At 41.4% G+C, this 19579-nt stretch carries 26 protein-coding genes; 14 read left to right on the plus strand and 12 right to left on the minus strand.

The annotated features are described in order from the left end of the window. The first annotated feature begins 56 nt into the window (after window positions 1-56). Together U5K35_RS16595 and U5K35_RS16600 are read left to right on the plus strand one after the other, a co-directional pair. On the plus strand, window positions 57-500 hold the full coding sequence (locus U5K35_RS16595) for a hypothetical protein (protein WP_322572623.1): 444 nt from the start codon (window positions 57-59) through the stop codon (window positions 498-500). Window positions 501-910: 410 nt separating this feature from the next. Next, window positions 911-1072 carry a hypothetical protein gene (locus U5K35_RS16600; protein WP_322572624.1) on the plus strand — a complete coding sequence of 54 codons (162 nt, stop codon included), beginning with the start codon at window positions 911-913 and terminating at the stop codon, window positions 1070-1072. 42 nt (window positions 1073-1114) lie between these two features. On the opposite strand, the gene U5K35_RS16605 is transcribed toward U5K35_RS16600, so the two are convergent. After that, a complete protein-coding gene (locus U5K35_RS16605) occupies window positions 1115-2101 on the minus strand; it encodes an L-lactate dehydrogenase (protein WP_322572625.1) in 987 nt (328 codons plus the stop codon). Between the two features lie 174 nt (window positions 2102-2275). On the opposite strand from U5K35_RS16605, the gene U5K35_RS16610 reads away from it, so the two are divergent. Both U5K35_RS16610 and U5K35_RS16615 read left to right on the plus strand, forming a co-directional pair. After that, window positions 2276-2440, plus strand: a complete 165-nt coding sequence (locus U5K35_RS16610) for a hypothetical protein (RefSeq protein WP_322572626.1) — start codon at window positions 2276-2278, stop codon at window positions 2438-2440. A gap of 133 nt (window positions 2441-2573) precedes the next feature. Next, a complete protein-coding gene (locus U5K35_RS16615) occupies window positions 2574-2924 on the plus strand; it encodes a DoxX family protein (RefSeq protein WP_322572627.1) in 351 nt (116 codons plus the stop codon). A gap of 418 nt (window positions 2925-3342) precedes the next feature. On the opposite strand, the gene U5K35_RS16620 is transcribed toward U5K35_RS16615, so the two are convergent. Together U5K35_RS16620 and U5K35_RS16625 are read right to left on the minus strand one after the other, a co-directional pair. Further along, the gene (locus U5K35_RS16620) at window positions 3343-3705 is read right to left on the minus strand and encodes a DoxX family protein (protein ID WP_322572628.1); all 363 of its coding nucleotides are present in this window, start codon (window positions 3703-3705) and stop codon (window positions 3343-3345) included. 131 nt (window positions 3706-3836) lie between these two features. After that, window positions 3837-4421, minus strand: a complete 585-nt coding sequence (locus U5K35_RS16625) for a pyridoxamine 5'-phosphate oxidase family protein (RefSeq protein WP_322572629.1) — start codon at window positions 4419-4421, stop codon at window positions 3837-3839. Between the two features lie 199 nt (window positions 4422-4620). On the opposite strand from U5K35_RS16625, the gene U5K35_RS16630 reads away from it, so the two are divergent. The 5 genes from U5K35_RS16630 to U5K35_RS16650 all read left to right on the plus strand — a co-directional run bounded on the left by U5K35_RS16630 (window position 4621) and on the right by U5K35_RS16650 (window position 8337). After that, complete coding sequence (locus tag U5K35_RS16630; RefSeq protein WP_322572630.1) at window positions 4621-5136, plus strand: DUF427 domain-containing protein; 516 nt, start codon at window positions 4621-4623, stop codon at window positions 5134-5136. 251 nt (window positions 5137-5387) lie between these two features. Continuing rightward, window positions 5388-5780, plus strand: a complete 393-nt coding sequence (locus U5K35_RS16635; RefSeq protein WP_322572631.1) for a hypothetical protein — start codon at window positions 5388-5390, stop codon at window positions 5778-5780. A gap of 487 nt (window positions 5781-6267) precedes the next feature. Continuing rightward, window positions 6268-7356: a PAS domain-containing sensor histidine kinase gene (locus U5K35_RS16640; protein ID WP_322572632.1), complete on the plus strand. Its 1089-nt coding sequence runs from the start codon at window positions 6268-6270 to the stop codon at window positions 7354-7356. A gap of 472 nt (window positions 7357-7828) precedes the next feature. Further along, the gene (locus tag U5K35_RS16645; RefSeq protein ID WP_322572633.1) at window positions 7829-8038 is read left to right on the plus strand and encodes a hypothetical protein; all 210 of its coding nucleotides are present in this window, start codon (window positions 7829-7831) and stop codon (window positions 8036-8038) included. Beyond that, window positions 8038-8337 (plus strand): type II toxin-antitoxin system RelE/ParE family toxin, encoded by a 300-nt coding sequence (locus U5K35_RS16650; RefSeq protein WP_322572634.1) that lies wholly within the window; start codon window positions 8038-8040, stop codon window positions 8335-8337. The genes U5K35_RS16645 and U5K35_RS16650 overlap by 1 nt, the downstream gene beginning before the upstream one ends. A gap of 294 nt (window positions 8338-8631) precedes the next feature. On the opposite strand, the gene U5K35_RS16655 is transcribed toward U5K35_RS16650, so the two are convergent. The 3 genes from U5K35_RS16655 to U5K35_RS16665 all read right to left on the minus strand — a co-directional run bounded on the left by U5K35_RS16655 (window position 8632) and on the right by U5K35_RS16665 (window position 11469). After that, window positions 8632-9462 (minus strand): nucleotidyl transferase AbiEii/AbiGii toxin family protein, encoded by an 831-nt coding sequence (locus U5K35_RS16655; protein WP_322572635.1) that lies wholly within the window; start codon window positions 9460-9462, stop codon window positions 8632-8634. Next, window positions 9449-10435, minus strand: a complete 987-nt coding sequence (locus U5K35_RS16660; protein ID WP_322572636.1) for a type IV toxin-antitoxin system AbiEi family antitoxin — start codon at window positions 10433-10435, stop codon at window positions 9449-9451. The genes U5K35_RS16655 and U5K35_RS16660 overlap by 14 nt, the downstream gene beginning before the upstream one ends. Before the next feature lie 341 nt (window positions 10436-10776). Further along, a complete protein-coding gene (locus tag U5K35_RS16665; RefSeq protein WP_322572637.1) occupies window positions 10777-11469 on the minus strand; it encodes a hypothetical protein in 693 nt (230 codons plus the stop codon). Window positions 11470-11812: 343 nt separating this feature from the next. Here U5K35_RS16665 and U5K35_RS16670 point away from each other — a divergent pair, with 343 nt between their 5' ends. The 3 genes from U5K35_RS16670 to U5K35_RS16680 are packed head-to-tail and all read left to right on the plus strand — an operon-like array spanning window position 11813 to window position 13291. Then, a complete protein-coding gene (locus U5K35_RS16670) occupies window positions 11813-12034 on the plus strand; it encodes a helix-turn-helix transcriptional regulator (protein WP_322572638.1) in 222 nt (73 codons plus the stop codon). Then, window positions 12024-12344 carry a HipA N-terminal domain-containing protein gene (locus U5K35_RS16675; protein WP_322572639.1) on the plus strand — a complete coding sequence of 107 codons (321 nt, stop codon included), beginning with the start codon at window positions 12024-12026 and terminating at the stop codon, window positions 12342-12344. The genes U5K35_RS16670 and U5K35_RS16675 overlap by 11 nt, the downstream gene beginning before the upstream one ends. Next, window positions 12341-13291, plus strand: coding sequence for a HipA domain-containing protein (locus tag U5K35_RS16680; protein WP_322572640.1), 951 nt, complete (start codon window positions 12341-12343; stop codon window positions 13289-13291). The genes U5K35_RS16675 and U5K35_RS16680 overlap by 4 nt, the downstream gene beginning before the upstream one ends. 234 nt (window positions 13292-13525) lie before the next feature. On the opposite strand, the gene U5K35_RS16685 is transcribed toward U5K35_RS16680, so the two are convergent. Next, on the minus strand, window positions 13526-13738 hold the full coding sequence (locus U5K35_RS16685; protein ID WP_322572641.1) for a hypothetical protein: 213 nt from the start codon (window positions 13736-13738) through the stop codon (window positions 13526-13528). 44 nt (window positions 13739-13782) lie between these two features. Between U5K35_RS16685 and U5K35_RS16690 the strand changes: the two genes are divergently transcribed. Further along, a complete protein-coding gene (locus tag U5K35_RS16690) occupies window positions 13783-14241 on the plus strand; it encodes a phosphatase PAP2 family protein (protein WP_322572642.1) in 459 nt (152 codons plus the stop codon). A gap of 212 nt (window positions 14242-14453) precedes the next feature. On the opposite strand, the gene U5K35_RS16695 is transcribed toward U5K35_RS16690, so the two are convergent. From U5K35_RS16695 to U5K35_RS16710, 4 genes are all read right to left on the minus strand, one after another. After that, entirely contained in the window at window positions 14454-15179 is a 726-nt protein-coding gene (locus U5K35_RS16695) for a hypothetical protein (protein WP_322572643.1), read from the minus strand. Continuing rightward, window positions 15136-15378 (minus strand): metallophosphoesterase, encoded by a 243-nt coding sequence (locus U5K35_RS16700; RefSeq protein WP_322572644.1) that lies wholly within the window; start codon window positions 15376-15378, stop codon window positions 15136-15138. Before U5K35_RS16700 ends, U5K35_RS16695 begins: the two co-directional genes overlap by 44 nt. A 96-nt stretch (window positions 15379-15474) precedes the next feature. Further along, the gene (locus tag U5K35_RS16705; RefSeq protein ID WP_322572645.1) at window positions 15475-15924 is read right to left on the minus strand and encodes a type II toxin-antitoxin system VapC family toxin; all 450 of its coding nucleotides are present in this window, start codon (window positions 15922-15924) and stop codon (window positions 15475-15477) included. 8 nt (window positions 15925-15932) lie between these two features. Next, entirely contained in the window at window positions 15933-16850 is a 918-nt protein-coding gene (locus tag U5K35_RS16710; protein WP_322572646.1) for a hypothetical protein, read from the minus strand. Window positions 16851-17635: 785 nt separating this feature from the next. Here U5K35_RS16710 and U5K35_RS16715 point away from each other — a divergent pair. Beyond that, window positions 17636-18646: a hypothetical protein gene (locus tag U5K35_RS16715; protein WP_322572647.1), complete on the plus strand. Its 1011-nt coding sequence runs from the start codon at window positions 17636-17638 to the stop codon at window positions 18644-18646. Window positions 18647-18889: 243 nt separating this feature from the next. On the opposite strand, the gene U5K35_RS16720 is transcribed toward U5K35_RS16715, so the two are convergent. Beyond that, window positions 18890-19573 (minus strand): 50S ribosomal protein L7/L12, encoded by a 684-nt coding sequence (locus U5K35_RS16720; protein ID WP_322572648.1) that lies wholly within the window; start codon window positions 19571-19573, stop codon window positions 18890-18892. Window positions 19574-19579: the final 6 nt, after the last annotated feature.

Raw genomic sequence — 19579 nt, forward strand, 5'->3', positions numbered from 1 at the left:
TATTTAATTTATTTATAGACAACCAATTGGAATTATAACCATTCACCGCAATTGTCATGAACAAAGCATTAGCCGCACTTTGCGTCTTTCTTATCATACTCAGCGGTTTTCTCTGGGTAAAAATGACAACTCTTGAAAATCAGGTTAAAGAACTTCAGAAGCCTTCTCTTTACGAAACCATGACTTTGATGCAGTCTGTCGTACATAAAATTTCTTATGCCATCGATAATGAAAACGGAGAGCTGCTCGATTTCTATATTCATGAGCTGGAGGAGGCAACTGAAGAGATCATTGAAGCAAATTTGGTTTATCACGATCAGCCGGTTGGTCAGCTGACTGAGAAAATGCTTGAACCGACAATCGAAGTGTTGGAAGATGCCGTGGAATCAGGTGACTGGGATCGTGTTCAGGAAAGAAACCAGGTTATGATTCGGGCCTGCAATAACTGCCACACTTCAACCGGTTATTCATGGAGAGTAAAGAATCAGCTGCGGAAATAAGGGGAGAAATCAGAAATCCAGTTCTAATCAGGACGTTTTCAAATAGCACGAGACTAATTTCTGCTCTCAGATTTTTGCCACATGCTCAATTTCATCTAAAATTAATTGAAGCCAGTAATTTATAAATCCTCTTAATCGACTACGATTCAATAATTTAGCGACTGCAAAAAATTATAAATTATTTTCTGTGTATCTGTAAGGGTTCCTGTTTTCTCGTGCCTTATATGCAGAGAACCACGATACACAAATAATAAACAAGAGTACTTTTGAGAAGTGCTTGAGCACACTTCTCGACAACCATTTAGGGATTAAGGCTGAAAACCTTAATCCCTTTTTTTATTGTAATTGCATCCTATTTTTATCAGATAAAACTTGGACATACATCTCAATCGGGAAGTCGGAATTTGTCCATGGGCACATACAAGGCTGCATATCTTACGCTGATTCGCGAAAAGTTCGAAAGAGCAAAAATCGACATCTACTCTGTTCAAAGTGAAGACGGCAAAATTTCATATCGAAACAGAATCACGCTATATCAACTGAATTGGAGGAATTTTGTCCAAAAAATTTAGCAGTTTCCCTTTTACTTACGGGAAGCCTGATGTTGTAAGTGATTAATTTTTCAAGGCAGAATATTCTTTTTTCAATACATCAGCTGAATGGACCAATTTTTTCTGTTCTTCATCGGTCAGTTCCGTACCAATAATAGAGGCCACTCCGTCTTGTGAGATCAGGCATGGCGTAGCCAGACAGATGTCATTGATCTCGTACTCTCCCTCCAGATGATACGAAACCGTGAGTACCCGTCTCTGATTTTTCAGGATCGCACTGACGATCTGTACCAGTGCCAGACCAACACCAAAATTAGTGGCACCTTTGTAATCAATAATATGATACGCGGAGTCCCGAACTTCCAGTTCAATCTCCTTTTTCTTTTCCTGCCAGTTCTTAATGCCAAGCTGTTTGCTATATTCATCGAGTTGCACACCCGAAATGTTTGCCATCGACCAGGCGGCAAACTCACTGTCGCCATGCTCTCCCAGGATATAGGCGTGAATACTCCCTACGTAGACATCAAAGAATTCACTCAGCAGATATTTAAATCGTGAGCTGTCCAGTACCGTCCCGGACCCGATTACCCTGCTGCGATCCCAGCCCGAACGTTCCAGCGCAATTTTTGTCAAAATATCTACCGGATTGGTCACCACTACAATGGTAGCTTTAGAATTTTGGGCAGTAATCTGATCTACAATACCCTCAATTATGGCGCCGTTCTTTTTAAGCAAATCCAGGCGTGTTTCCCCTTTCTTCTGAGCAGCACCGGCTGTAATTACAATCACGTCGGCATCCGCATAATCCTCTTCAGTACCGGCGTATATATTTATGGTTGGATAAAACGGTAGACCGTGGGAAAGGTCCAGAACCTGTCCTTTACAAAGATCTTGATTGAGATCAACCAGGCATATCTCATCTGCCGAACCGTTTTGCGCCATTGCATATGCAAACGTTGCCCCTACTGCACCTGCTCCTACAATAACCACTTTTCGCGATCTCCAGGCTGTACTCTCTGTCTGATGGTCTCGATTATTTTGCTTTTTCATGATATAAATTCCACTAAAAAATTGTTCCTTAACATGTTATTAAAACTCTTTGTGCTGAGCCATCGTTCAAGCCTGTAAAGTCGGTTTTGTGTAAGGCATCATCTTACGCAGGCACTCCACAGCAAGTATGAATGTTGCCCCTTTCTAAACTGTTAATATAAATGAGCTGAAACATTGATAAAACACGAAATTGTCATGGAAGAGAAGAAAAAAGACAAGAACGAACAAGAGACTAAAAAAACTGAGCTCGATAAAGAACTTGATAAAACATTTCCGGCAAGCGATCCTCCGGCACATACCCGTCCCGGCCACAATCGCGATAAAGATGACAAAAAATAACCGAACGAAATCAACCCAAAGAAGCTTCTGCTGTCAACATCCGGCAACCTGCAAAAGAACATTGAATTCAGATTTTTAAAGGCCGGGACATAAAAAACATCACGCTTATCCAAACCTTCAAATCAAAAGACGCTTGACCGCTACATTCCAATTCGGAGTAATCCTGAACGCCATCTTTTTTCTGTTTTACGGATTTCAATCCCTGAACTCGCAGATGATGATTGATGAGTTTAAGCGATTCGGCATGACTGATTCGCAGCGAAAGCTTACAGGGACTTTGCAAATTGCAGGATCGGCGGGGCTGTTCGCTGGTTTGATGATGCCTGTCATCGGACTCTTGGCTGCAGCCGGATTTACCGCCATGATGCTGGTAGCCTTTATCGTTCGCATCAAAATCAAAGACAGCGTTCTTCAATCCCTTCCATCCATTATTTTCATGCTGATCAATGCGTGGCTGACGGTTGGGTTTTATAATCTTTGGTGAATTGGATTGTGTGCTAATTGACTGCTATTGATTTTCTCTTCCTGGTTTTTCGCGGGGATAAATCCCGCGCTCGTGTGTTGAACCCATGAATGGGTTTTATGGAGTCTAAAACAGAAACAGCACCTACTAAATCTGGTGTTGATAAGTGTTTAGATTCTGAGTATTTGTTTCTCGCAGATTTGCGCTGATTGAAACGCAGAGTTTCGCAGAGAAACTTTGTACAGCTTTGAGGCTTTGCGGTTTCGTGGAAATGATATCAGCAGCAAATACTTTTCATTCTTTTCAAACACATACTATCTCTCTACCTGTCTACCTGTGCGAGGCTAAGAAAGACAAGCCAATTTTGTCCCCTCCTTTGTAAGAAGGGGAAATCTTATAGCTTCCAAAAAAATTTTAGCTGTGCTTTTCTATTGCCAAATTATAGGAGAGCTATGACCAGAGAAAGTACCAGGAAGCTAAAAGCCGGGAGTGATTTTTTGAGCGGATCGCTGATTTTTATATGCATGGTTACGGCACCCAGCATCAGAAATGCGATTCCATAGGCGGCTACGGCCTCAAACTGCGGATAGTAGATGGAGGCTATGAGCAAAAGAGCCAGGGCAACTTTGGCTGTGCCAATCACATACATAAACCAAACCGGAAGACCGTAGTTTTTGAACTCTTCCCTAATATTATTCGCATCACCGCCTCTCCAATCCGTCGATTTTTTCGAACGAACAAGCCATACGTTGAGGATACTTAATCCAACAATGAGTTTTAACGCTATCATTAAATATTCCATGGTAAATGTCTTTTAAAATACATGGCGGTATTCAGTTACATTGGGCCCGACCAACCTATTTGTATTATATAACCTTTCTTCTTTCAAGACAACATCGATATTTGCCTGCAACCAATCTCTTCAACAATTTGCTAAGGTGCTATCCACCGGTTTTTCTCTTCTCCTTCACCAACAATTTTCTCTGCCCTGATATGTTCGACTCCATTCAGCTGCAGAAATTCCATCCGTTCTGCTTTGATTTTGATCAAACAAAAGTTAGGAGTACCCTCCAGATGCCAGTCAAAAGCCTTTTCCGGGCTCTCAATCTCAGTCCCCGGCGGAATAACGGAGGTATAAGAATGCGGACTCTTACTTCCCCGGTTTTCCCAGTTCCGCTTATACTCATCTCCCGCTTTTATGATTGAAGCACTTCCGTTGACCCTGAGCTGCAGCTTCTTTTTATCATCGTAGAACAGAAGACTCACGGAACCATTTTCCATCATCTCACTCACCTTTTCAGACCTGCTATCTGTATAAACGGTAAACTCTGATTCATCCGAAAAATCACGAAGCACAACCGTTCTCTGCTGTGGTAAATTCGTTTTATCGACGGTGGCCAGTGTCACATACCGATAAGAGTGACCGCCTCCCGATACAGCCTCCTTTACCTGCTCCATTACACGATCCCAGGCTTCTTTTAACGACATCTTTTCTGTTACGACTTCTTGTTTACTCAATGGTTTTCCGTTTTGATGAATTGGCTTTTAAAAATTTGAAACCAACAGATGATCTAGCTCTATTACAATAGAATCGTATACTAAGTTCAAAAAAATTGTTTCCTGATTCCGGACTTCAATATAATGCAGGTTTTTTTAAAACGCTTGATCGCTGATTGGGGTTTTAGAAATGAAATCCCAATCAATAATTTATTTAACTATGTGGAAATACGATGGAAGTGAGCGTCCCGATTTTGCAAAAGAACCCGGCCCCGGTGAAGAATCCGTTTGGGATTATCCCCGGCCTCCCGAACCGGCTAAGGACAGCAGACTCGTGGAAGTAAAATGGATGGATCAAACAATTGCGAAAACGACAGAGTCCGTAAGAGTTTTGGAAACGGCGAGTCCGCCCACATTTTACCTTCCGCCAAAAGATGTAAAAACAGAGTTTTTTGAAAAAGCATCCGGCTCCTCTTTCTGTGAGTGGAAAGGAAAGGCTACCTACTGGAATATTTCAGTTGACGGCAATACGCTTGAAAAAGCTGCCTGGAGCTACGAAAATCCCACACCTCCCTTTAAAGAGATTGCCGGTTACTTCTCTTTTTATCCCGGCAAATTGGAATGCTATGTTGACAACATTCGCGTAGAACCCCAGCCCGGCGGATTTTATGGCGGCTGGATGACTCCCGAGATCGTAGGGCCCGTAAAAGGCGAGTCCGGTACCGGCGGATGGTAGCGGCCTATTTTATTTTAGTAATTGAAACAGAATATTGATTCATTCCAACTATGCGTAAGCTGTTAGAAGTCTTAATTCATGAATACGCCCCTCATTGATTTTTCTTATTGAATCAGAATTTCGACAGATAGAGTAATCAAATTATATCCTTACCGATAGATATATGTAACGGCTATATTTTGCTGTTGTAAAGACTTTATCGAAACCCTTTAATACTGAATTAGATTGTATAAGAATCTCAAATTTATTCCATGATTCGCAAACTCTTCGTCGACCGTTTATTACCGGCCTTTATCATTCTGTTTCTTATCATGCTTGCATGGTGGGCCATCGCCGGAGGGGTTCATCAATTCTCTCATTCCAACACCATCGGGCAGATAATGGAGACCATTGTACAACTCTTATGCGGGATTCTGAGTCTGTTAACCGTGTTTACAAACTTCCGATTGCGCAAATGGGCCAGGCCCATTCGTTTGGCGTGGGCTATTTCCCTGGTCATAACTGCAGCACTTTCATCGCTGGTGTGGGGTCCGCCGATGCCATTCATTGCACTGGGTTTCGCCGCGGTCGCCCTCTTGGTATCAATGGGTGTCTTATGGACACTGAACCGTCTGTCAAAAAGTACCGTCAACACTGTTGATTGACCCATTTCAGCGTGATATGGTTCTACTTTGTACATAGGCAGAAAGCCTAAATGAATCAGACGAGGTGGATGTCAGGGCACAAAGCATCACCAAGGCTGAGATAATATTATCAACAGGCAGGGACTTAATTTGCGATATAGTTGTTTCGCGGGGATAAATCCCGCACTCGTGTGTTTAACCCATGAATGGGTTTTGGGGTGCATAGCAAAATCAGCACCTACTAAATCTGAAGGTGTTACATATTGAAATTCTGAGTGTTTAGTTCTCGCAGAGTGGCGTACCAGATTTTCGCGGAGAATTCTTTGTACACTTTTGAGCCTTCTGTAAATATTCATTGACAAACTCATTAATCAGGGATTTTTACAGAATCAAAATCAAAATGTTCATGTCGAACTCACGTAATGATTAGGTTATAATTCACCCATTCGTTAGATTCTTCTAACTATATTCAACCGGCTTTATGATGCAATAGCTAAAAAATATGTCTTTGAATAACGGCAACAAGCCGGGCGTCCGGACGGACTACTCGCTCTCCCCATTTTTCGATCTTTCACACGACCTGCTCTGTATTGCCGGCTTCGACGGATATTTCAAACGGGTAAATCCCGCTGTCTGCAACGTATTGGGATACAGTGAGGAAGAGCTCCTTTCAAAGCCTATCCATCATTTTCAACATCCTGATGATAAAGAGATCACCCGAAGAACCCGGGAACCGATCCTGTATGGAAAGCCTCTCACAAATTTTGAAAACCGGTATATAACCAAACAAGGAAGTGTTGTCTGGTTTGCCTGGACCTCCATACCTGTTGGAGATGACGAATTGATCTACGCCATTGCCAAAAACATCACCCATAAAAAGAAGCATGAAGAAGAGCGGAATCAGCTGCTTTCGGAGTTGAGCAGAAACAACAGCCGGTTAAAGCAACTCAATTATACAACGTCCCATGATCTCAGGGCACCTGTTGGCAATCTGATTTCAATATTTAGTTTGATGGACGTTTCGCATATCCGTGATGAGGAAACCCGACTGTTTATCAAAATGCTGAAGGAGTCTGCAGAAAATCTAAAGATGACGCTGGATGACTATCTGGATGGCCTTAAAAACCAGGACTCAGGAGCCATTGAACTGGTTGATACAGGCATTATTAACGTGATCGACTCCATCAGATACACGCTGGATTCACTGATCAAGGAATCCAGTACAACGTTTCGAATCGACCTGAGTGATTTCGAATCCGTTATGTTCAATCCAAAATACTTAGAGAGTATTTTCCTGAACCTGATCACCAATTCGATTAAGTATGCCCATCCTGAGCGCAATCCTGTTATTACCATTAAAACAGAGATCACAAATGGAAAAAAGAGGCTTACCTTTTCAGATAACGGCATCGGGTTTGACAGTGATAAAGAGAAAGAGAATGTGTTTGGGCTCAATCAAACCTTTCACGAAAACCGGGACAGCAAGGGGATCGGGCTCTACCTGGTCTACAACCACATCACCAATCTGGGTGGAAGGATTACGGTGGACAGTAAGGTGGATGAGGGCACGACGTTTGTAATTACGTTTGCAGATTAGGCCGGTAAGTCAGTAAGAAATAACCGGCTCTTGTATGCCTGCCTTTGAATCGATTCTTATCCTGTATACTCTTTGTAAACTCATAGATCATTGTGAGAGTATGAATCACGACGAACACAAAGAACAGCACAATGAACCACAATGTGCACGAAGGATTGCACAACGCCCACTATGTGTCGTAAACCCACACATCATTCTTAGTGACCTCTGTGCAAACCATAGCGACCTTTGTGGTTATTTCTTACGTACAGATCTGTGTATACTCAACAAAAGCGGGAAAAATGAGTAAAAATTATCATCAGACTTTATATTCTATCTTGAACAACCCCTAAGGATGGGTTTTTAAATCCGCATAGCTGAAATAATAACTGTGTTAAAACACCAATCACGACAGCCTCATCTCAAAATCAAATGTAATAAGTAGCGTTTATTTAGTATAATTAAACAACGTTATTAAAAAGAATTCAACGCTATGAAAGAGATAACCCTGAAAGTACCGGACCATAAAATCGATTTCGTACTGGAGCTGTTTGAACAGCTTGGAATCGAGGTCTCAGATGATATTGAGATACCTGAAGAGCATAAAGAGATTGTTCGTGAGCGCATAAGAACTTCAGATCCTGAAAAAATGATTCCGTGGAACGAAGCTCGAAAACAGTTTAAATTTAAAACCAATAAATAATGGCCTTTACTGCTGTAATTGACCCCAGGGCAATGCAGGATGTACAAGAAGCTATTGAGTATTATGATGAGCAGCAATCAGGCCTTGGTGAAGAGTTCGAACATCACTTGAATGAACATCTATTACTGCTTGAAAATAACCCCTTTTTTCAGGTTCGATACGACGCTATTCACTGCCTGCCGCTGAAGCGATTCCCCTTCATGATTCACTATTCCATCCAGGAAGATCAGCAGATCGTTACCGTTCTGGCTGTTCTGAACACTTTTAGGAGTCCGCGCATTTGGAAAAGCCGAAAGTAATTAATATTGCTGAAACAAGGCATAAATCATATATACTTTTGTTCGCTTAATAACTTTCGTGATTAAAGGAACCACAATGTCCACGAAGGATAGGCACAACGTCCACTATGTGTCGTAAACCTACATATCATTCTTAGTGACCCTTGCGCAAACCGTTGTGATCTTTGTGGTTAAAGAAACCACGGATCGCACCAAGGGTAGGGCATAATCTTCCAATCTCGTAGAATTAGATTTCAAAACCCAAAGGTCATCTGATTTGCCTTCCTGATCCCGTTGTAGAACTGATTTTTCTTCTTAAACAGCTTCTCGAAGTAGCTGAAACCATCTTTCTACTTGATCCAATGTAATATCTTTTCGCGCCATTGCTTCAGCCATCTTTTTTTGTGTTCTTTCTTCAAGAGACAGTATTCGTAATACGCGATCACGCAATACTTTATTAACCTTTAAAATTTCGCTCATCTCCCGGCCAATTACCACAGCCGCAATCTCATGAAGCTCCAAATCCCGGTCAAACAAATCATTGTGATCCTCATAAATAACTTCCGACTCTATATCGAAAAAGTGCAGAATAATGTCGGAAATATCAGCCGGATCTGTATTCCTCCTTTCAGGCCTGTCATCATATGCAATCAATTTTAGCAGAACAATAGATGCAAGAGAGGCCACTCTGAACGTAAGCGATGAATCGTCTTCAACTTCCACGGGTACCAATGCATGTTCAAATATTTCCTTAAATCCATTGACAAATATCGGTCGATCCCATGTTTCGTCAGGTAATATGGCTTCATCTATGCCAATCTCGCCAAAAGGGATTAGATCAATGGTATAATCGAAAGGAGTTTGCAGCCGAAACGGAATACCTTTTATTTCTGAAAACCCGTGTTTATTGATCAATTGCTTTATAATTTCGTCATATTGCTCCTGTGAAGATACATAGAGAGCAAAATCTACATCACGGGTGGTTCGCGAACCGATTTGCCTCTTCGCATACCATGCATCACGAGCCATGGCACCTAAAATGTAGAACTCTACCTCAAATTCAGTAAATACACTTTCGACAATTTTGAATAGCTCTTTTAGATTCTGTTGCCGTAAATCTTCAAGTTTTATGTTAAGCTTTTTCATACAGGGTTTTAGCGATGTTTGCATTTCGGGGATCACCCGTCAGCATCAGGTCTGTGTAAATTGTTAACAGTGGCGCTACATTTTGATGCTCCGGATCAATATTCCAATAGGGTGTACGCACTTCAACTATTCCTTCACGGTCCGGAGCCAACTTTAGCTCCTTCATAAGCTCTGCTCTGTTCTCATTTGTATAGAGAATAAACTCTTTTGGCTTCAGGTTATGTGTAATTAAATCTGCGGCAGGCTCACCTCCCCATACTGTTTCATCAGGCAGCTGTAATTCATTCCACTTATACATGTCGTCATGGTTTACAAAACGATATCTGCCTTTTGTAATCTTTGGCTTCAGTTCATCTGCAAAAGCGATTAGCCACTGATCTAAAAGCTTCTCTCTATTCTTTAATTTCAGCTCCTTATCATTTTTGGCCAATATGAAATCGTGATCTTTCAGACCATCTAATACATATTTAATACCGCCAATTGCCACACCGGCAGCTTCTGCAATATCCCTATAGGTTCGGTTTAACCAGACTTCATCATGAAGAATAAGAAACAATACTTTTAACCCCGTTTTTGTAAATGCACGATTCTTGATCTGCTTGTCGGGAGTTGTGGTATGATGATCAATCCAGATAATGGTATCACCTTCCTTCAGGTAGATATTTCCGGCACCATCCAGCCAATCTACCCCGGCTTCAATCAGCTTTTCTTTTATGGCCGGATATAGTTTTTCTGCTACAAGCATAACCGGCCCTATCTCTTTTGCCAGCTCTCCAAGTTGAGGGACATTATGCTTGCGAATCTCCTTTCTGACTTCTGCATATCTTTCAATTTGTTGATTTGCCGTAGTTTTGAATATTAACTTTCCGTCGGTCTTCCCTTCTTTTTTTTGATCATTATTCACCCATTCCACATCTATTCCGGTGTGTTGTCTTACAAGTTGCAGAGGTTGTTCGATATTATTCTTGTCCATTTGTTCACTATTTATTAGTGTTCACGATTCGTGAACACTTGTAATTAATGAACAAATAAGGCGAATAGCAAGGTCTATATATCATTTTTGGTTTATAAAATAGAACATCTGTCAAACATTCCTTTACAAATCCGGCATTTCATAAACTCATCTTTGGTTTAGCAATAAGTAACTTTGATGGATTTAACGCTTTAAATATTTGAAATGCGAGAACTGTTAATCCATTTTCTGTAAATCTGTTCATAAAGTAATCACCGGCCGTAAGATCAAAATTTCTTACGTACAGATCTGTGTATACTCAACACAAGTGGGAAACGATAAGCTACCATTTTCAACAGCTATTATATCCTATCGTGAACAACCCCTAAGGATGGGTCTTCAGTTTTACATAGGTTGATAAGCAAATTGTATCGCTTGAGATGTACTCTTTCATCAAACTCATCAAGTTTGTCAACGTTTTTGAGGATTTGCAAAGCATCTTTAAAACGGGTCAGCCATCGAAAAATATCCGCTTTATCCATCGCTTTATCCGGGTTGCCCTCATAAAGCCATTTAGCGATCATTTTGCAGTTTTCGATCATCTTCTTTTGCTGCGGAACTTCAATGCGTTTCTCCGCCCACATTTCTGTTGGAAGTCCATCGGTTTTAATATCGTGTAACTCTTTATTCTGCTTGATCAGTTTTTTTCGATATCTGTCATTATATCGTCGCCAGGCCAGCAGGCGAATGGATGTTTCCCAATCCGGATAGGGTTCCAGACGTGTTTTCCACTGCGTAACACCATCAAGGTATTCTCTCCAGCCGGGCTCTTTAATATCCGATGCCTGTTTCCACCTGGGATCTGTCTCTGTATCTACCCTCTGGTAGACCTCCATTTCATCTACTATTTTCATATCTGATACACTTTGGAAGGTATTGCATTCAGTGCAATACCAATAGGGAAGGCTAAATCGTCTCGGCATCATGGGCATCTCAAGACGTCCATCCGTCCACTCTACGGCCCCAAAACCGTTCCCCGATTCTAACGTCTCCATCTTTACATGCTTCTCGCAATGGATGCATTTGAGTAAATATATAGGTCCCTGGAGCATATTGGTTTGTGGATTTCGTTTATTGATTTATATGAATATAGGTTTATAGGATTATAGATAAGCCGGGTTAGAAGTTTTAATGCCATTTATTTCGATTCTCTTCGGCCTGCTCCCCAATCACATAAAAAAAGTGGTTATACAAAGCTCACTTCCAAAGTGAAGATTTAATAGGATAAATCACAGAACTATACCCGAAAAGGTATAATCTACTCAACTATTGCTTTTTTATACCCGATCAGGTATAATATAGTTAAATAGTTTAATTTTATACCCGATCAGGTATACTATGAGCGCAACACGTGAACTTATCGATTTTGTTAAAACCCGCCGTGAACAGCTGGGGCTTACCCAACAGGACCTGTCTGACCGGGCCGGGGTTGGACTGCGTTTTGTCCGCGATTTGGAACAGGGCAAAGAGAGTCTCCGGCTGGATAAGGTGAACCAGGTTCTTGCACTGTTCGGCCACAAATTGGGTCCTATCAAAATAGAGGAGCGTGATGAGCTATAGAAGCGCAGACATCTTTGTTCACGAATCCAAAGCCGGAGTTCTCGAAGAGACCGAAACCGGTTACCGCTTTCAGTATGATCCCGACTACCTTTCTATAAAAAAGGCTGAACCGGTGAGCCTGACCCTGCCGCTGCAAAATGAGCCGTATGAGTCACCGGTTCTCTTTCCATTTTTTGATGGACTCATACCGGAAGGATGGCTACTGGATGTGGTGGAAGAAACCTGGAAAGTAAACCCGAAGGATCGAATGGGGCTTCTGTTGGTTAGCTGTCGTGATACCATTGGCCATGTAAGCGTGAGGGAAGCATGAATAAGTGCCTGATCTGCGCCAATCCGTTAAGAAATGAGGGGAACTACCATCAAAAATGTGCACGAAAACTATTTGGCAGTAAAGACATCCCGAAGCTGGCTGTCCGAATGGACGAGCTTTCAAAACTGGCTAAAAAGTCTGTTCACGCACGTGTTACAGTACCGGGTGTTCAGACCAAGCTCTCACTGGATGTCGAAAAGAAAACCGGGGAAGCTGACAAGCTGACCATTGTTGGGTTATGGGGACGATACATTCTAAAACCGCCATCCAATCGATGGCCTGAGCTGCCGGAAAACGAGCACTGCACCATGATGCTTGCAGAAGCAGCCGGACTCGAAACCGTGCCCTATGGATTGATATATCTCGCCTCGGGAGAGCTCGCCTATATTACAAAACGTATAGACCGTGATGCACAGGGGAATAAATTTGCCATGGAGGACATGTGCCAGCTTACCGGGCGGCTAACGGAAGACAAATACAAAGGATCGCATGAGCAGATTGCGAAGACCATTAAACAGTACTCGACAAACCCGATCTTTGACATTACGCGCTTCTACGAGCTGGTGCTGTTTTCATATTTATCGGGAAACAATGATATGCACCTGAAAAATTATTCACTCTTTAAGGATCCTGCAGTGGGCTGGAAACTCTCGCCGAGCTACGATCTTCTAAACACCCGGTTGGTCATCCCTGAAAAAACAGACTCCGATGAACTGGCTCTTACACTTACCGGCAAAAAGAGCAACTTTAATTCAAGTTCTTTTAATGATTTTGGGAAAAGCATCGGTTTGAATGACAAACAGATCAAAAATATTATAAAAAAACTGCTTGAAAGCCGTAAAACGTTTAACAAAACCATCGATCAATCCTTCTTATCTGGCCAAATGAAAGATTCTTATAAAGAAATCGTCTCAAAAAGGTTTAAACGTTTTGAATCTTTTGAATGAATTTGAGATGTAACAACTGACCTATTGGTCGATCTATAGGTTTATAGTTTTATACAGATGTAGTTTTGTATTTTTGTACCGTGACAAACCCCTTTCGCTATGCAATATCCTTGCAGTATTTTTGTTATTAAAGTTTTTGTCTGATTGCTTAATCAACAAGAGCTGACTAAGCAGCAAATGATAGCACCGTATACGGATCCTTAAGCCGGGTAGTGCGATTGGACAGTCAGTAGCCTACCGGTTTATGTTGCCAATATGAAACCGTAAGGGGGCTCGATGACTTTTGGATTTAATCAGCTCTTCACTCTCAAGCTGACTGGTTAACTCCCTGGCCGTGCGTTCACCAAGCCCGGAGATTCTTTTCACCTCTCCGCGTTTAATCTCCCCTCTCATCACAATTTCAGCCAGTACGTATTTCGCTGCTTCGCGAACGAACTGGGCCTTCACCTAGATCACATTGTCTGACCTCCGCAGCACTGTTTGGAACATCATTGCTTACTGATAATGACAAATTTCAGGATGCCGCCTTCACCTCATTACAGTCTGTTTTGTATACATATATTTCTGTTAACATACTTAAATATACCTTTGCCCGTGAGCGGCCTTTACAAAACAGCTCTCCCTACGTTTTCAACTTCTTTGACACAAATGCAACGTCCTTTCCGTCCGGACACGCATCGAACGCATTCGCAGTAATTGTGCCTTGGGTCGTCTACTACCCGGGCATATACACCTACAGCATGCTTGCTCTTCCTGTCGGCACGGCTATCGCAAGAATTTCAAAAGGCAAGCACTGGATGTCTGACGTCTATGCGGGAGCTTTAATCGGGGCATTCTGGGGATACCGGCTTTCCAAACGGCACCTTGACCCTACAAGGTCTGAAAACATTGCGATAACTCCCTTTTACGGAAGAAACGGCGGTGGAGTCTCCCTGAAGGTGAGTTTCTAAGAGATTTATGCCGTTTATTTTCCGATTCAAAATTTACCTTAAATGTCTGAATTACATGTAAATATAATATTTTAATTCAATATATATTCACGATATTTTGCCGGTTCAGTTGCCGGTTCATCATTCGACTAAATCGATTTCATATTCAGAAACATAGTTCTGAAATTTCATGAGTATGAATTACCTAACAGCTCAATTATTATAACCCCACGTTAAACAAACACCAGTTTCTCATCCGTCAGATCTTTCTCCCCGTCAAACCGGTAGGCGACCAGCTTTCCACCCTTGGCCACGCTGTAGTCGAGGCAGCAGATGTTATTTCTGTAGAGCGATGGATTTCCCCTGAGCCAGTAGTGTCCGAAAAAGACCGGCTTCTCATCCTCCCGGTAGCGTGAATCTTTAAACGATTCGGCATTTTCGACCGGATGATCCGGCAGATGGTCCGATTTTCCAACAGCAAACGACCGAAGCGTATGACCGTTTGGATCTTCCCACCATTTGATGCGCACTTCCCTCCGCTCATGACCGTCTTTATCCGAAAAAGTTAGATCTTTTGGCAGCTCCATCTCCTTTCCCTTCAGGGTTTCGTCAAACGCCCGGTACAGTTCTGTCCCTTTTTGGGTCGATTCTTCTAACGTTTCGCCATTAAGCGGACGGTTTTCATTCACTTCCGGTAAACGTTTAATGTTTTCATCATCCCAGCTGGCGTGGATCGCCCTGAAGTGATCGGTTTCGTAATAGAGCGGCAACGTTTTAAACCATTCAATGAATTCGTTATACTTTTTCTGCCGGTTGTGGAACTGTTTTAAAGTTTCGTGGTGCTGCAGTACATTTTTGATGGAGTGCTCCCTCAGATGACCTCCCCGTTCATCCTCCTCATGAAAACAGATCGCATTATACTCGTGATTGCCCATGATCGCCTTTGCATGTCCCCGCATCCACCATTCGTCTGACAATCTCCAGCGTCTCCGGGATCTGCGGACCGCGATCGATGTAATCTCCCACAAAAATGGCTAAACGATTAGAGTGACTCCAGGCCTTGCCCCTCTTTGAATACCCCATTTTTTCTAATAATTTTTCCAGATCGTCTGCGTGCCCGTGAATATCTCCGATGAAATCGATGTTGTTGTGATTCATAAAAACTGCTTGCTAGTATTCTACGATTATTAAACTACCCTTGAGATCTATTTCCCGGTTTACATTGAAAAAGTAAAGATTGGCGTCGGGCATCGATTAGATCTTTGGTTTTATAATATCAACAAAGACTCCATCCAGATGATCGAAATCTCCATCAGTTGTAACCAACTTTGATTTGGTGATATGAGCCGTCGCCGCGATCCAGAGATCATTTTTCCCTACTGTAACAGACGAATAACCGGAAGGATATGTTCTCACCGGATCTTTGTGCTTACTGTACGCATCAATCTCGGCATAAACCTTAATTTGCCGGTCAGTTTGTATGGGTACTTTCAAAAAATGTCCGAGCAATTTATCCAGCTGTTTCTTTTTCTTGACTCCCCAGCCAAATTGAATGGCTAAAGATTTCATTTCAGCTTCTGTAACAATGGATATCAAAGCTACATTCTGATTACTGAACGGCTGATATTTGGTTTCAAAATCAGATAATAATTCCGGATTCCTGATATAGTGAACAAGGATATTTGTATCTAAAAGAAAGTTCATTCACCAAATCATTCTTTCAAAAGTTCAAGCATTTCCTCAAGAGATTCCTCAATCTTCATGTCCTTTATTTCTTGCTTGAATTTTTTTTTATTAAATCCATGCCAATCTTGCTCTTTGGCCAGCCGTTTTAAATCAATATCCTCAAAAATGGGAAGCGTAAATTCTTCTGCAACCCGGTCTTCGGCCCCTACTGATTGAATATCAAGGATCTCTATATATTTGAGATTTCCATCGGTTTTAAAATGAGCCATTCCGGTTACTTTTACTTTCTCTCCAAAGAATGATTTTAAATTTTTGATATTTAGGTTACTTCCCGGAAACGCACGATACATTTTAGCTTCATCCGTCAAAATCTCCAGCTGCTCTTTCCTGTTCCGCAATACATCTATGGTTCCGCTGACGGCTGTTTTAACACTCTCTCTCGTTTTCTCTTCGGTTATGGACACCTTATCAAGCGTCTCTTTTTTTATAGAAACAGACTTCATTTTAATCCGTCCCTTTGAAATTAAATTGATCTCAGAGTTTTCGTTGTCTAATATTTTATAGAATTCTGTTATCTGTTTAAGCAGGTATTTATCCAGAAAAGATGTCGATTCAGGTTCATATACAGCTTTGTTGATCACATATCCCGCTAAACCAAAAGCACTCTCCTTCAGTAGCAATTCAGCCTCGGGATCATCAAAAAAGCCAAGCTGCTTATCTTTATAGATGTGGCCAATTTCAGGAGCTTCTACTTTCAGTACCGTTGATCCTTTTTCTAATCCTGACAGTTGAAAGTTCAGAACATCCCGCAGCCATTTGGGTTTTTGCCCACTGCCGGGTTTACTCCGCCCTTCTACCAAATTCAATACTGCACCTTCGGCAAGTGCTGTCAGCTTTTGCTGAAGCTTGTGCAACTTGGAAAATGAAATCTTTCCATCCTCCAAATCAAAATTCTTTAATATTATACGGTGTTGGTGCATAAAAGCTTTAAAACTGTATTTTACTTTCTTATCAATATATCAAAAAGTTTCTCATTGTTTTAAAACTCATGCCTTTAATCAGTTTTTCTATGTTAACGTGTAATGGCATTCTATTCAACTCCCCTCATAAACATTTTGAATCAACGGCTTGGCATTTACAAACCCTTTCCGACTGCGAATGGTGATGACGGAATCACCGATATGGGTTAAGTTTTCATGCATTCCGAACCGGGATTAAAAAATAGCATGATACTGATATATCTATTTTACTCTGTACTTTTGGCTTGACCCAAAAGTACCATCCCGAGGCCTCGGGACAAGGCGGTGAATTCCCGAAACATTCGCTTCGGCTGCGCAGAACGAATCCAAGGCCACTCCTTAATAATTACACATGGTGTTGTCATATCCTTGGTGGCTTAGGATTCGTAAAACACTGCTTCACCTTACGAACCGGGAATTCAAGGCCGGGTAAGCCTAATCCGAAGTTGGGCATCCTTATTAAATTACAGACTCTAAATCAGTGTCTCAGCTTGTGTAATAAAGATCTCATGATGTTTTCAGATAGCTAGTATTTCCTAAGTTTATTATTTTAAATAAGAGAGTAACATATCTAAATATCTTTATCTGCAAAATTTAAATCCTGATCTATTCATGTTGTCCGCTTGATTCTGACAAGTCCGGAAAAACCGTGAATGTGAATATAGTTTAGCGGCACTCACAAATAATTTTAACAACAAAATTATTGACGTATGAAGACTTTAAAAGCTTTAACTGCCCTGCTTGGTGTTCTTATTTTGATAAGCTGTTCTACGAATAACAACAAAACAGTAGATGATATTCTCAACTCAACGTATAGGGTTTATCATATATCCGGATACGAAGGCCCCAATATCGACATCAATCAGGATAGCCTTGCCCGGTTTCTGGTTGCCCTGCACTACAATATTCCGCTTTCTGAAATTGAAAGTGCACTGGAATGGAGTCCGGAGACAACGCAGAGGAACATAGATGCCCTTATTGAAAATAAAGTGCTCACAAAAACGGATGACTACTATCAGCCAACTCTTGCGATATTCACGCTGGAGCGAGGGAATGTATTGGAAGAAAAAGCCCAAAAAGTAGCCAATGAAATTGCCGACAGCATAGTCAACCGGTTACCGGAAATAAAAGAAATACACAACGAATCGAACATTTCCCAGAGGCATGATTTCCGTGAACTGTCCTTCTTTTATCTGTGCAATGTCGTCCTCGATAATTTTCAAATCCAGCGGGTGGAAGAAGAATTTTTAAACCAGGAGCGGCCTTTAAGAAATGGAGTCCGGTATTACCTTGGCATTCTTGAAGATGATCTTGCCGGCAATACCGAACCCTATGGAATCTATGGCAACCGGGGGCTTTACTGGGATGATTCAATAGGCATTTCCGTGTTTGGGAATAGGCGAACGGAGTCGAATGTAGGCTGGGATAATTATGAAGACAAGAATATACATCTGTTTGATGAACATGATACGCAGCTGATCACACAAAAAATGCCTGATCTGTTTTTCCCAACCCTGCTCGATATCCTGGAGAAAAACAGACCGGGTTTTGAAGCCACCTACCGGGAGCTGAATTTTGATGAAGAAACTTCTTTTGAAGAGTTTTTCATCTTCTGGTACCATTGGATCTATACGGAAGCTACGGACGTTCTCATTAAAAGAGACATCATTCAAAAACCGGAAAATGACATGTTTTACTACCAGATTGCGGTTTTAGAATGAACTTCTAAGCAGGAAATGCATAATAGCCTAATTGTATTTTTAGGATATAAAGCAGCCTGAAACAAAAGTCCACGAAGCGGACACCATGGGCTAAATGATGGGGAGTACTTCAGACGTTGTGTTTATGGTTTGCGAGCAAGTTCATACGCGTGCATAAAACCTGATCGGATCGTACTTTTCAATTGCTGTTAACAATTGATAATTCACAAAGTTTTTTAATGGTACGCCAACTAATACAATGATTTAAAACTTGTATTTCACAGTCATCATTAATCCTTCCAGTTTAGACATATCAGCATCTGAAACTGAAACTGTGAACAATGTATTCGTTTTAATATCAGAATCGATTTCTTTACCAAATTTAATTTCATTAACTCTATCAAAATCAGTAACATCACCATCTAAGTTTATTACAAATTTAGTAGGATTACCATTAATTTTGGCAACGAACACCACACTCTCAGTTAGCTCAGGCTTCTTATTATTAATTTCCTCAATGTTCACTTTAGCACCGGCGGCAGTGAGAGTTATTTTAACTTCTTCCGCCTCATTTTTAGTGTTATAAATACCTACTTCCCCAAGAGTATCAACCAGCTCTTTAGCTTCTTTCAGCCCCAGTCCTGTAATTTCCCGAATCTCCTTAATTACAGCTATTTTCTTATTTCCTGCATCCTGAAGGGTAATTTTGTATCCATTCTTTGGTTCAGACTCTCTCATTTCTATGATCTCAACATGAACACCTAATTCTCTCAGTTGGTCAGCAAGATGATTAGCCATTATTTCATTCAGTCCTTGGTATACAACCCCTCCATTTTGCGTCAACCTCCGTGCCTTATCAGATTCTTCAGGGCCAAGTAATCGTGTAAGAAGTCTTGTAACTGCAGATTGATTTCTTAATACGGGCGATATTTTGATTGAGTATAACATGATTCA

It is taken from the genome of Rhodohalobacter sp., from assembly GCF_034521535.1.
Taxonomy (GTDB): domain Bacteria; phylum Bacteroidota; class Rhodothermia; order Balneolales; family Balneolaceae; genus Rhodohalobacter.

Excerpts from the sequence above, each read along its gene's own strand:
- U5K35_RS16595 (WP_322572623.1), top strand. The coding sequence starts at position 57 with ATGAACAAAGCATTAGCCGCACTTTGCGTCTTTCTTATCATACTCAGC.
- U5K35_RS16600 (WP_322572624.1), top strand. The coding sequence starts at position 911 with ATGGGCACATACAAGGCTGCATATCTTACGCTGATTCGCGAAAAGTTC.
- U5K35_RS16605 (WP_322572625.1), bottom strand. The coding sequence starts at position 2,101 with ATGAAAAAGCAAAATAATCGAGACCATCAGACAGAGAGTACAGCCTGG.
- U5K35_RS16620 (WP_322572628.1), bottom strand. The coding sequence starts at position 3,705 with ATGGAATATTTAATGATAGCGTTAAAACTCATTGTTGGATTAAGTATC.
- U5K35_RS16630 (WP_322572630.1), top strand. The coding sequence starts at position 4,621 with ATGTGGAAATACGATGGAAGTGAGCGTCCCGATTTTGCAAAAGAACCC.
- U5K35_RS16635 (WP_322572631.1), top strand. The coding sequence starts at position 5,388 with ATGATTCGCAAACTCTTCGTCGACCGTTTATTACCGGCCTTTATCATT.
- U5K35_RS16645 (WP_322572633.1), top strand. The coding sequence starts at position 7,829 with ATGAAAGAGATAACCCTGAAAGTACCGGACCATAAAATCGATTTCGTA.
- U5K35_RS16650 (WP_322572634.1), top strand. The coding sequence starts at position 8,038 with ATGGCCTTTACTGCTGTAATTGACCCCAGGGCAATGCAGGATGTACAA.
- U5K35_RS16655 (WP_322572635.1), bottom strand. The coding sequence starts at position 9,462 with ATGAAAAAGCTTAACATAAAACTTGAAGATTTACGGCAACAGAATCTA.
- U5K35_RS16660 (WP_322572636.1), bottom strand. The coding sequence starts at position 10,435 with ATGGACAAGAATAATATCGAACAACCTCTGCAACTTGTAAGACAACAC.
- U5K35_RS16665 (WP_322572637.1), bottom strand. The coding sequence starts at position 11,469 with ATGGAGACGTTAGAATCGGGGAACGGTTTTGGGGCCGTAGAGTGGACG.
- U5K35_RS16670 (WP_322572638.1), top strand. The coding sequence starts at position 11,813 with ATGAGCGCAACACGTGAACTTATCGATTTTGTTAAAACCCGCCGTGAA.
- U5K35_RS16675 (WP_322572639.1), top strand. The coding sequence starts at position 12,024 with ATGAGCTATAGAAGCGCAGACATCTTTGTTCACGAATCCAAAGCCGGA.
- U5K35_RS16680 (WP_322572640.1), top strand. The coding sequence starts at position 12,341 with ATGAATAAGTGCCTGATCTGCGCCAATCCGTTAAGAAATGAGGGGAAC.
- U5K35_RS16695 (WP_322572643.1), bottom strand. The coding sequence starts at position 15,179 with ATGCGGGGACATGCAAAGGCGATCATGGGCAATCACGAGTATAATGCG.
- U5K35_RS16700 (WP_322572644.1), bottom strand. The coding sequence starts at position 15,378 with ATGAATCACAACAACATCGATTTCATCGGAGATATTCACGGGCACGCA.
- U5K35_RS16705 (WP_322572645.1), bottom strand. The coding sequence starts at position 15,924 with ATGAACTTTCTTTTAGATACAAATATCCTTGTTCACTATATCAGGAAT.
- U5K35_RS16715 (WP_322572647.1), top strand. The coding sequence starts at position 17,636 with ATGAAGACTTTAAAAGCTTTAACTGCCCTGCTTGGTGTTCTTATTTTG.
- U5K35_RS16720 (WP_322572648.1), bottom strand. The coding sequence starts at position 19,573 with ATGTTATACTCAATCAAAATATCGCCCGTATTAAGAAATCAATCTGCA.